This is a genomic window from Bacillus sp. FSL M8-0077, from assembly GCF_038050255.1.
In the GTDB taxonomy this organism is placed as follows: Bacteria; Bacillota; Bacilli; order Bacillales; family Bacillaceae; genus Bacillus; species Bacillus altitudinis.
Window position 1 is genome coordinate 3,447,789 of record NZ_JBBPAF010000001.1, and the last position, 11,841, is coordinate 3,459,629.

General features: G+C 42.5%; 11 protein-coding genes. 9 read left to right on the forward strand and 2 right to left on the reverse strand.

Going from position 1 to position 11,841, the window contains the following annotated elements:
• Positions 1-523 precede the first annotated feature (523 nt).
• From NST57_RS17855 to rbsB, 9 genes are all read left to right on the forward strand, one after another.
• Entirely contained in the window at positions 524-2,005 is a 1,482-nt protein-coding gene (locus NST57_RS17855; RefSeq protein WP_142152900.1) for a spore germination protein, read from the forward strand.
• Complete coding sequence (locus NST57_RS17860; protein ID WP_142152902.1) at positions 1,995-3,092, forward strand: GerAB/ArcD/ProY family transporter; 1,098 nt, start codon at positions 1,995-1,997, stop codon at positions 3,090-3,092. The genes NST57_RS17855 and NST57_RS17860 overlap by 11 nt, the downstream gene beginning before the upstream one ends.
• Complete coding sequence (locus NST57_RS17865; protein WP_142152904.1) at positions 3,082-4,224, forward strand: Ger(x)C family spore germination protein; 1,143 nt, start codon at positions 3,082-3,084, stop codon at positions 4,222-4,224. Before NST57_RS17860 ends, NST57_RS17865 begins: the two co-directional genes overlap by 11 nt.
• A 117-nt stretch (positions 4,225-4,341) precedes the next feature.
• Positions 4,342-5,328: a substrate-binding domain-containing protein gene (locus NST57_RS17870; protein WP_142152906.1), complete on the forward strand. Its 987-nt coding sequence runs from the start codon at positions 4,342-4,344 to the stop codon at positions 5,326-5,328.
• Entirely contained in the window at positions 5,325-6,203 is an 879-nt protein-coding gene (gene rbsK, locus NST57_RS17875; protein ID WP_341298996.1) for a ribokinase, read from the forward strand. Before NST57_RS17870 ends, rbsK begins: the two co-directional genes overlap by 4 nt.
• Positions 6,200-6,592, forward strand: a complete 393-nt coding sequence (rbsD, locus tag NST57_RS17880) for a D-ribose pyranase (RefSeq protein ID WP_017360008.1) — start codon at positions 6,200-6,202, stop codon at positions 6,590-6,592. The genes rbsK and rbsD overlap by 4 nt, the downstream gene beginning before the upstream one ends.
• Positions 6,593-6,607: 15 nt before the next feature.
• Positions 6,608-8,089 carry a sugar ABC transporter ATP-binding protein gene (locus tag NST57_RS17885; RefSeq protein WP_341298997.1) on the forward strand — a complete coding sequence of 494 codons (1,482 nt, stop codon included), beginning with the start codon at positions 6,608-6,610 and terminating at the stop codon, positions 8,087-8,089.
• 1 nt (position 8,090) lies between these two features.
• Positions 8,091-9,044: a ribose ABC transporter permease RbsC gene (gene rbsC / locus NST57_RS17890; RefSeq protein WP_341298998.1), complete on the forward strand. Its 954-nt coding sequence runs from the start codon at positions 8,091-8,093 to the stop codon at positions 9,042-9,044.
• A gap of 13 nt (positions 9,045-9,057) precedes the next feature.
• A complete protein-coding gene (gene rbsB, locus NST57_RS17895) occupies positions 9,058-9,975 on the forward strand; it encodes a ribose ABC transporter substrate-binding protein RbsB (protein WP_341298999.1) in 918 nt (305 codons plus the stop codon).
• Positions 9,976-10,210: 235 nt separating this feature from the next.
• Here the strand turns inward: rbsB and NST57_RS17900 are convergent, their stop codons facing one another.
• Both NST57_RS17900 and alsR read right to left on the reverse strand, forming a co-directional pair.
• Entirely contained in the window at positions 10,211-10,828 is a 618-nt protein-coding gene (locus tag NST57_RS17900) for a flavin reductase (protein ID WP_200831196.1), read from the reverse strand.
• Between the two features lie 59 nt (positions 10,829-10,887).
• Complete coding sequence (alsR, locus tag NST57_RS17905; protein ID WP_341299000.1) at positions 10,888-11,775, reverse strand: acetoin biosynthesis transcriptional regulator AlsR; 888 nt, start codon at positions 11,773-11,775, stop codon at positions 10,888-10,890.
• Positions 11,776-11,841: the final 66 nt, after the last annotated feature.

Sequence of the window (11,841 nt, forward strand, 5' to 3'; positions counted from 1 at the left end):
CGTTACCATCGAACAGTGAAAAATCTTTTGTCCTTTTCTCCCTAAATTTTTCGACAATTATTAAGATGTATTTTGAATCAATGTTTTAAAACCCTTTCATCTCTAAGAAATCAGTCATATCAGTGCTTTAAATGAATAGTGCGTGTTTTAGAATATTTTATATTTTTAAATGAACAGGTTAGAAAGTCATCCTCATTGGTCAGAACGCTATGTGTTGACCCATGACAAAGGTCACCTCTCAAAAAATCAAGTCATCTGCTTATTTTCAGGTCACAAAAAATTGGGATAAGATGGCAAATATTAATCATTTTGTTATAGACTCTCTTTACGATATTCGCTCCTTATGACCTAAACAATGAAACATTATTCATTTCTTTTTATCAAGATTCATCATTTCTTAACATTTTTAATGTGATTTTAGTTGAAAGTTGTCGGTGCGTGTCATGCTTTCCCCAAAGATGACGCATAAAATCATCTTCTCGGCTTACACTATGGTTAAAAAATCTGTGAGAGGAGGCTAAAGATGCCAAATACGAATGAGCAAACACGCTTACACTTTTTATCAGGCGGTTTTGAGGAAAAGATTCGGATTCTGAAAAAAGCATTTCAGCAAAGCGCTGATTTTGAATACCGGGAATTAATGGTGAATGAAACGAAATCAGTGCTGTTTTTTATTAAAACAAGAGTGGATGAAAGTAAATTAAACAACTTCATTATTGGCAACTTGCTTGGCCCTCCTGGAAAGCAGGACTATGCAAAATCTCTTAGTACACTCGAAACAGGTGACTTGACGTTGATTGTCGACAGCATTATTGCCGGAAGTATTGCCTTCCTTGATGAAAAATCCGCACAGATCAAAATATTTGCTGTTGGGCAGCCGCCTCTGCGTTCCATTTCTGAGCCTTCTTCTGAAAGTATTATCGCAGGCGCACATGATGGGTTTGTTGAGAGTTTAGATACCAATTTATATTTGCTTCGTTCACACTTAAATGATCGAAAACTTGCAATCCAGTATCATAAGGTCGGTACAAAATCTGAAACAAAGGTTGCGACAGTTTACATATCTGATATTGCCAACCAAGAAAAGATAGATGAGGTCAACAAACGAATTTCTTCTATTAAAGTAGACACACTGCTCAGCCCTGGTTCTATTGTAGAGGCGATTGAGGATGATTCGTATTCCATCTTCCCGCAGCTTATTGACACAGAACGACCTGACAAAGTGAGATCCGCTATTCTTGAAGGAAGAATTGTCGTCTTAATGGATGGCAGCCCAATGGCTATTATTCTGCCTATTACGTTCTTTAGCTTCTTTCAATCACCAGATGACTATAATAGCCGCTGGATTCCGGCTACATTTATTCGTATTCTTCGCTATGTTGCCTGTATCATCGCAGTGATTTTGCCTTCTTTTTATATTGCGGTCATTGGGTTTCATTATGAGGTGGTCCCGGATGAATTAGCGCTTACGATGAAAAATTCCATCATCGGCATCCCTTTTCCGCCGTTAATTGAAGCAATGCTGATGGAGATTACGATTGAGCTTATACGAGAGGCAGGGGTGCGACTGCCAAAGCCCATTGGTCAGACGATTGGGATTGTGGGCGGTTTGGTGATTGGAGACGCTGTTGTAAAAGCTGGACTCATTTCGAATGTTCTTGTCATTGTCGTTGCCGTGACAGCTGTTGCATCCTTTGTCCTCCCATCCTTTGAAATGACATCAACCATTCGTATGCTGCGTTTTCCCCTCATGTTTATGGCATCGATGTTTGGGTTTATTGGCATTTCATTCGGCCTGTCGATCGTACTGATGAATTTATGCCGCCTTGAATCACTAGGTGTCCCGTACTTATCTCCAGTGGCTCCATTTAACTGGCAGGACTTAAAAGACACTGTGATTCGATTACCGATGTGGATGTACAAAAAGCGCCCTGTTTACTTAAATCCAAAAAAGAAAGAGCAAATTGAAAATTTGAGAGGATGGAAAAATAAAGATGAAAAATAAAATATCTCCACCTCAAGCTGTCTTTTTTATCATTCAATCTCAAATTGGTGTCGGTATTTTAGCTCTTCCCCATTTGCTGATGAAAGACATGGGACACGATGGGTGGATGGCGATTATCTTAGCCTGTGTTTTCATCCAAATCATTAACACCATTTTTATTTACATCATTCAAAAGTATCCTGATACATCATTTTTCCAAGCTTTAATCGAGGTGTTCGGAAAATGGATCGGACGGTCATTGGTGGCACTTTATACGTTATACTTCGCCTCCGTCTGTATTGTTGTCTTATCCATTTTCACAAGAATTCTTGGCATTTGGGTACTGCCGCTCACACCAAATTGGGTCATTAATCTATTACTGATGATCTCCATTATTTACATTGCAAAGGAGCAAATTACGGCCATTATTCGATTTAACTTCATTTTGACGCCCTTTTTGCTCATGCTGTCTCTCTTAATGCTCTATTCATTAAAAGGAACCAATATCGACTACCTCATGCCTTTTTTCCAAGTGGACATTTCTCAATTTTCACTCGGATTAAAGGACGTCGTTCTATCTATGAATGGGTTCGAGATGATCCTCATTATCTCGCCGTTTATGAAAGGAAGTATTAAAGAACGATACAAAGTGATGACCATTTCAAATATTTGCACGACACTTTACTACCTATTTATTACATTGATTTGTTTTATGTTCTTTAGCCCGATTGAGCTTAAAATCATTCCCAATCCTGTTCTTTATCTGTTAAAAACCATTTCGTTCGGTGTAATTGAACGGACAGATTTGATTTTTCTCAGTTTCTGGGTATTTAACATTCTTGCCACACTCAGCAATTACCTTTACTTTTGTGCGAATGGCGTGGCAAGTATTCTTAAGAAAAAAGAACACAAAAAATATGTCTTATATTTTGCCATTTTGATCTATGCGGCTAGCTGTTATCTTGCAACCGATAATTTTAGAATACAGCGCTTTAATGACTTTACCACCATCGCCCAATATTCATTTATTTACACACTCCCAATCTTTATGGCCATTATCATCTTTTTCAAACATCGTAAAGGGAAGGTGAAATCACATGCGTCATAAGTACATACTGACGTTGCTCATGTGTGTTTCTCTCATATTCATGCCTGGCTGCTGGGATCAAAATTTATTAAAGAACATCTCTCTTGTGTTAACCTCCGCTGTTGATCAAGGAGAGGATGAAAATGCAAGATACTCGATTACTTATCGAAAGGTGCAGCAGTCTCAAAGTATGGAACAAGGAAATACAGGTAGCTTTTTAACCACTCTTCTCACAACTGAAGCCCCTACTTTAAGAAAAGCAAGAACCAACTTCAGCCGGATTGTGGATCAAAAAATAGACATGTCGAAAATGCGGGTGATGCTGATCGGTGATGAATTTGCCCAAAATCGTCTTCTGCCCTACTTAGATATGTTTTATCGTGATCCAAAAAGCCCTCTCCTTGCAAATCTTGCCGTTGTTCAAGGGGGGACCTGTGAAGAAGTGATTAACTCGCTGCTGAAGGAAAAGCTCATCGTGAGTGACTATTTAAATAACTTGATCACAACCGCATCACGCTCCTCCCAAGTAGCACCTAAAAACATCCAAAGTATTCGATCTAAGATGCTCCAAACTGGAGAGGACTTCACACTGCCGTTAATTCATTTCGATCAATCGAAGAAATTAATCAGTGTGAAAGGTGTTGCCCTATTTGATAATGAAAAAAAGAAAGGCGAGTTGTACGGTCAAGATGCGATCTTGCTCACCGTCATGGACGGAAAAATGGGCAAGTATGCCAACTTTACAAAAAAAGTGAGAAGCGACATGAAGTCAAAAGAAAACAATTACATCACCATCCAAGTCACTGATGTGAAGAGAGACATCGAGATTCTGAATCCTGATCATCGAAACTTAACATACTCACTCAAATTTGAATTTAATACTTCTGTCATTGAGTACCCAGAAGATAATCTAGATACAGACAAAAAAATTGAAATGCTGAACAAAAGACTTTCAACCATCTTGACAAAAGAAGCAGAAAAAATTGTTGCTGCATTACAAGAAGCAAATTCTGACGTCTTAAGCCTCGGTAGAAAATACCGGGTCAGACATTATGATGAGTATATGAAAATGAATTGGGTCACCGATTATCCAAAAGTGAAAATCATTCCAAAAATCAAAGTAAACATTACACAAACAGGCATTATTAGTTAAGAAAAGGAAGAAGTCATCTTTCTTTTCTTTTTTTATTTTTTTAAGATTGTCTTTTCAATGCTTTCGTGATAATCTATTTGTGTAAACGGTTACACACCAAAGAAGGGAGGCACTCCATTGGCTACAATTAAAGATGTTGCAAAAGCTGCACAAGTGTCTGTTGCGACTGTTTCACGCGTGCTCAACGATACTGGATACGTCCATATTGATACGAAAACCCGTGTGACACAAGCGATGCAGGAGCTGAACTACTTCCCCAATGAAGTGGCACGATCCCTTTTTAAAAGAGAATCAAGATTAGTTGGTCTCATTTTACCTGATATCACAAACCCCTTCTTCCCTCAGCTGGCTAGAGGCGTTGAGGATGAGATTCATGCACACGGCTTTCGATTATTATTCGGAAACAGTGATGAAGATCGCGAGAAGGAGATGGCCTATTTACAAACCTTTAAGCAAAACCAGGTGGTCGGTGTCATCGCTGTCACAAACGAACCTGAATCGGATTTGTACAATGATGATGAGATGCCTGTTGTCTTTTTAGATCGTACCGTTCCAAATGCGCCTTCTGTGTTTGCAGATGCTACGTCAGGCGGGAAAATGGCTGCAATGGAATTAATCAAACGCGGCAGCCAGCAGATCACATTGCTAAAAGGGCCCGCTCACCTTCAAACGGCGCGGCAAAGATTCAAAGGCGCACTTGATGTTCTGACTGAAGAAGGTGTCAACTTCCATGTGATGTCTAACGCTTCTTTTTCTTTTCAGGAAGCCCGAAAGAGCGCCAAGGCTCTTTTCAAGCTGTACCCTGAAACAGATGGCATCATTGCCAGTAATGACATCGTCGCAGCAGCCGTCGTACACGAAGCGCTTCGCATTGGAAAAACCATTCCAGGTGACGTCCAAATCATTGGATTTGATGATATTCCGCAAAGCGAACTGCTCTTCCCTTCTCTATCAACAATTAGGCAGCCTGCCTATGATATGGGGAAAGAAGCAGCAAAGCTGATCATAAAAGCCATTCAAAAACAGCCAATAGATCAAGAAGTTATTCAAATGCCCGTCTCTTTTATTGAACGAGAGACCACAAGAAAGGTGGATTCACAATGAGTCAAATTGTTGTCGTAGGAAGTTGTTCCATGGATTTAGTTGTTACATCGAATAAACGTCCCAGTGCCGGAGAAACCGTTCTAGGCGAATCATTTAAAACGGTTCCTGGGGGAAAAGGAGCAAATCAAGCAGTGGCAAGCGCAAGGCTCGGTGCAGATGTATATATGATCGGCCGGGTTGGGGATGACGCGTATGGTCAGGAGATTATGAGCAATTTGCAAGCACAAGGTGTTCTTACCACCTATATGAAACCGGTTACCGAAATGGAAAGCGGAACAGCTCATATCATTTTAGCTGAAGGAGATAACAGCATTGTTGTCGTCAAAGGAGCAAATAATGAGGTGACACCTCACTATGTAAAAGATGCTCTTTCTTCTATTGAAGATATCGGAATCGTCCTCATTCAGCAGGAAATTCCTGAAGAAACCGTCGAAGCCGTCTGCGCCCTTTGCAGCGAAAAAGGGATTCCAGTCATCTTAAATCCCGCACCAGCTCGCAAAGTCTCTCAGCAAATATTAGATCAAGCTACTTATATTACACCAAACGAGCACGAAGCAGCTCTTATGTTTGATGGTCTCACCATAGCAGAAGCTTTGCGACAATATCCAAACAAATTGCTTATTACAGAAGGAAAAAGTGGTGTTCGTTACTTTGACGGAACAAAAGAAGTGTTGGTGCCGGGCTATCCTGTGAAAGCCGTCGACACAACAGGGGCTGGTGATACTTTTAACGGCGCTCTAGCTGTAGCACTAACAGAAGGAAAATCACTTTACGACGCACTTGCCTTTGCCAATTTGGCCGCGTCTATCTCAGTCACAAAATTTGGCGCCCAAGGCGGCATGCCAGCAAGAGAAGAATTGGAGAATAAGAAATGAAGAAAAATGGTATTTTAAATAGTCATATCGCCAAGGTGCTTGCTGACCTCGGTCATACAGATACAATTGTCATCGCAGACTGTGGCCTGCCCATTCCAGAAGGCCCGGTCAAGATCGACCTTGCATTATCCATCGGCACACCATCCTTTCAGGAGGTTACTTCCCTCCTTCTTGAGGAAATGGCCGTTGAACACATCACGATCGCCAGTGAAATCAAAGAAGCCAATGAGAGAGATCATTTATTTCTAAAGAAAGCGTTCTCACATCCGTTAGATGAAGTCGATCACGAGACGTTCAAAGACATGACCAAACAGGCAAAAGCAGTGATTCGCACGGGTGAAGCCACCCCATACGCAAACTGCATTCTTCATGCCGGTGTCATCTTTTAAAAGGAGGAGCCACTTATGAACATTGAAATGCATAACATCCATAAGGCCTTTGGAAAAAACACCGTTCTCTCCGGGGTCTCCTTTGACCTTGTCACAGGTGAAGTCCATGCACTTATGGGTGAAAACGGGGCAGGAAAATCAACGTTAATGAATCTGCTGACAGGACTCTATTCCCTGGATCAAGGAACGATTCAAATCGACGGAAAAGAAACCGCTTTCAAAAATCCAAAAGAAGCCGAGCAGAACGGGATTGCCTTCATTCATCAGGAGCTGAATATATGGCCTGATATGACGGTACTGGAGAATTTATTTATCGGGAAAGAAATCTATACAAAACTTGGTCTCCTAGACACTAAAAAAATGAACGCCCTCGCTCAAGCGCAGCTCGACCGATTGTCTGTCAACCTCTCGCTCGATCAAGAGGCAGGAAGCTGTTCTGTCGGCCAAAAGCAGATGATTGAGATTGCGAAAGCGTTAATGACCGATGCAAAGATCATCATTATGGATGAACCAACAGCTGCTCTCACAGACCGTGAGATTGACAAGCTATTTCAGGTCATCGAATCACTCAAAAAAGAAGGCGTGTCTATCATCTACATTTCTCACCGTATGGAAGAAATCTTCGCCATCTGTGACCGGATTACCATCATGCGTGATGGTAAAACAGTCGATACAAAAGCGATACCAGACACGAATTTCCATGAAGTCGTCAAAAAAATGGTCGGCCGAGAATTAACCGATCGTTACCCTGAGCGTACACCTTCTACAGGAGATATCGTCCTAGAGGTGAAACAAGCAACAAGGAAAGGCCGCTTTCAAGATGTCAGTTTTTCCGTCAAAGCCGGGGAAATTGTCGGTGTTGCAGGCTTAATGGGCGCTGGCCGGACGGAAATGATGCGGTCGCTCTTTGGACTCGACCCCCTTGATCAAGGAGAAATCTGGGTTCATGGAAAAAAGGCTGTCATTAAAAAACCAAGTGATGCGGTCAAGCTTGGCATCGGTTTTATCACGGAGGATCGCAAAGATGAAGGACTGATGCTGGATGCATCCATTCGGGAAAACATCGGTTTACCTAACTTAGACAGCTTCTCTCCAAAAGGTCTGATTGATAAGAAAAACGAACAGGATTTTGTTGACTTGCTCATCAAACGACTCACGATCAAAACCGCTTCATCCGACATTTCGGCACGCAGCCTGTCTGGTGGAAATCAGCAAAAAGTCGTCATCGCCAAATGGATCGGCATTCAGCCAAAGGTGCTGATTTTAGATGAGCCGACAAGAGGTGTCGACGTCGGAGCGAAACGAGAAATCTATCAGCTCATGAACGAGTTGACAGATCGGGGCGTGGCGATTTTGATGGTCTCCTCTGAGCTCCCAGAAGTTCTTGGGATGAGCGATCGAGTGCTTGTCATTCATGAAGGAACCATCAGCGGAGAATTAAGTAAAACAGAAGCTACACAAGAACGAATTATGACACTAGCTACAGGAGGGAAGTAACATGAAACCACTTACTTCAAATGGACGATTTGACCACATCATGCAAAAGCTTGGGCCATTCTTAGGGCTCATCATCCTTATCGCCATTGTTTCTATATTAAACCCGGCTTTTTTAGAACCGTTAAACATCTTAAACTTACTGAGACAAATCTCCATTAACGCCCTCATTGCCTTTGGCATGACGTTTGTTATTTTAACCGGAGGAATTGATTTGTCTGTCGGTGCCATTCTAGCGCTGTCTAGTGCTCTGACTGCCGGCTTTATTGTATCTGGTTTGGACCCGATTCTTGCCATCATCGTTGGATGTATCATCGGTGCCATCCTTGGAATGATCAACGGTCTTTTAATCACAAAAGGAAAAATGGCTCCTTTTATCGCAACACTTGCGACGATGACGATTTTCAGAGGATTAACGCTTGTTTATACAGACGGAAACCCTATTACGGGGCTTGGCTCTAACTATGCATTCCAGCTATTTGGCCGTGGATATTTCTTAGGGATTCCTGTTCCAGCGATCACCATGCTTCTCACCTTTATCGTACTTTGGGTCTTGCTTCATAAAACACCTTTTGGCAGAAGAACGTATGCTATTGGCGGAAATGAAAAAGCAGCCCTCATCTCAGGCATTAAAGTACCACGCGTCAAAATCATGATTTACTCATTAGCCGGCTTTATGTCTGCTTTAGCAGGTGCGATCTTAACATCTCGTCTCAACTCAGCCCAGCCAACAGCTGGTACGTCGTATGAACTTGATGCAATTGCTGCCGTTGTACTTGGCGGGACAAGCCTGTCCGGCGGAAGAGGACGAATTGTCGGCACACTCATCGGGGTGCTCATCATCGGTGTCTTGAACAATGGTATGAACTTACTTGGTGTTTCATCATTCTATCAATCTGTTGTCAAAGGGATTGTCATCTTGATTGCAGTCCTACTCGACAGAAAGAAATCTGCTTAAGGAGGCAGCTGCTATGAAAAAATATGTAATCCTGCTCGTGACTCTCTCATTATTCATGCTTTCTGCCTGCTCGCTTGAACCGCCAGAGTGGGCCAAATCAACAAAGGATGGCAAGAAAAAAGACATGAAAATCGGACTGTCGATCTCGACTTTAAATAACCCATTCTTCGTTTCTCTCAAAAACGGTGTGACAAAAGAAGCGAAAAAGCTTGGCATTGAAGTTGTCATTGCCGATGCACAAAATGATTCAGCGAAACAAACGAGTGATGTAGAAGATTTAATTCAACAAGGGGTTGATGCATTACTCATTAACCCAGCCGATTCCTCTGCCATATCAACGGCTGTCGAATCTGCGAATGCTTCAGACATACCGGTCATCACATTAGACCGCTCCGCAGAAAGCGGAAAGGTTGAAGCGCTCGTTGCTTCCGATAACATCAAAGGCGGCGAAATGGCAGCTAACTTTATCATCGACAAGGTTGGTAAAGGAGCAAAAGTGGCTGAACTAGAAGGTGTACCAGGTGCTTCTGCGACACGTGAACGAGGAAAAGGCTTCCATCAAATCGCAGACAAAGAGTTAGATGTCACAGCAAAACAAGCTGCTGACTTCGACCGGACAAAAGGGCTCAACGTGATGGAAAACCTTCTTCAAGGAAACCCTGACATCAAAGCCGTTTTTGCCCACAATGATGAAATGGCACTTGGCGCATTAGAGGCCATCCAAAGCTCTGGAAAAGACATTCTTGTCGTCGGTTTCGACGGTAACGAAGATGCACTCAACTCGATCAAAGCAGGAAAACTATCTGCAACGGTCGCGCAGCAGCCAGAGCTGATCGGTCAACTGGCAGTCGATGCTGCTGGCGATGTATTAAAAGGCAAAAAGGTAGAAAAAAATATCGCCGCGCCATTGAAACTAGAACAAAAGAAATAAACACTAAACCCCCGATAGCCTCGGGGGTTTTAGATTGTAAACAAAGTGCTGAAATGAACTTTATTTTAGCACTTTGTCTTCATTTCAGCGTGATAGAAAACCTTTGCAGTCTAGGAAGGACGAGCACCGGAGCAGAGCGAATTTGACATTCGTGAGCACCGAAGCGCAGGACTGACAAAAAATGCGAGGGTTTTTCTACACGCTGGACCCCCGATAGCCTCGGGGGTTTTATACGTTATTCTGGTCTCTTCAGTACAAATGGCGTACCTAGATGGGCATAATCATTTCCAGCTAAACGTGCAACTGGCTTTAATTCATTCGTAAAAATATATCCTTTGTCTGCATCATAAACGGACTCATCTAAATGCGCGCACACCACCCGGCCAATGATATGATCGACTGTGATCTCCCCTTCATCATTTTGAAAGGTCAGATGTTTTTCGAGCTGACATTCAAAGCGAATGCGTGCTTCCTTAATGCCAGGCACTGACACCACGCTGCTTTTCACTTGATGAAGACCGGTGCGAGTCAGCTCGCTCTCTTCCTCTGGCATTGTAGCAGCTGTTTCATTAATATCTTCAATTATCGTTTCATCACTCACATGGACAACAAATTCTTCCCTGTCGATGATATGTTTTGCTGTATCTTTCATCTCTCCTTGACGACGTCCAATAGAAACAGCGATGAGCGGAGGATGGCCGCTAATGACATTAAAGAAGCTAAATGGTGCAGCATTGACGACTTCTTCTTTAGAAAGGCTTGTAATAAATGCAATGGGTCTTGGAACGACGGAACCAGATAATACTTTATATGCTTCTTTTCGTGACAACTGATCCATTTGTAATGTAATCACTTCAGACACGCCTCCTCTTGTATGTAACGACATCATACCATATCCCGTTCTCTCTTCCCTTACTCCGGCTCAGCGCGATGAAGAATATGATGGACAAGATGAAACAATGCCGGATTATGATTTTCTCGTCTATAAGAAATGGTCCATTCTGCGAGTAGCTGCTCACCTTCAATTGACCGATACACTACATCTAAATTAAATAAACGCCGGGCCGATGTTGGAATGACAGCAATACCGATTCCCGCTGTGACAAGACCAATAACCATTTGATATTCTGCTGCTTCCTGCACGATATTGGGTGAAAATCCGTACTTTTCACAAAGTAGGACAAAATGCTGATAAAGGGACGGCCATGATTCCTTTGATAAGGAAATAATCGGTTCATCACGAATATCTTCAATCGTAACCGCTTCTTTTTCCGCCAGCGGATGGTTTTTCGGAATCGCAAAAATACATTCACTTTGCTTCATTAAACGACTGACCAATTCTTCTTGCGGTGAGGTAGGATGTAAAAAACCAATATCAATCTCACCATTCAAAAGCGCCTCAAGCTGATGCGAGACAGAGAGCTGTTGCAGCTCAATACTAACAGAGGGATACAGTTCTCTGAATTCACGAACAACTGGCGGCAAAATATCATATGTCGCTGTACCAACGAAACCGATGATAATCTTCCCAAGCTCTCCTCTTGCCGTATGCCGGGCATGATCAACGGCTTTATCAAGCTGGTGCAGCACCCCCCGGACCTCATGTAAAAAAACCTTTCCAGCAGCTGTTAACTCCACCACCCGTTTAGACCGATGAAACAAAGGAAATCCCAATTCTTCCTCAAACTGCTTAATTTGCTGACTAAGTGGAGGCTGTGTCATGTTCAATCGTGCGGCCGCTCTGCCGAAATGCAGTTCCTCCGCGACTGTGACAAAATACTGCAAATGTCTCAGTTCCATCCTTTCACTCCTCACACACTTATTCGTGAAACATATTAAAACCACGTTAAACATATATTGGAAAAT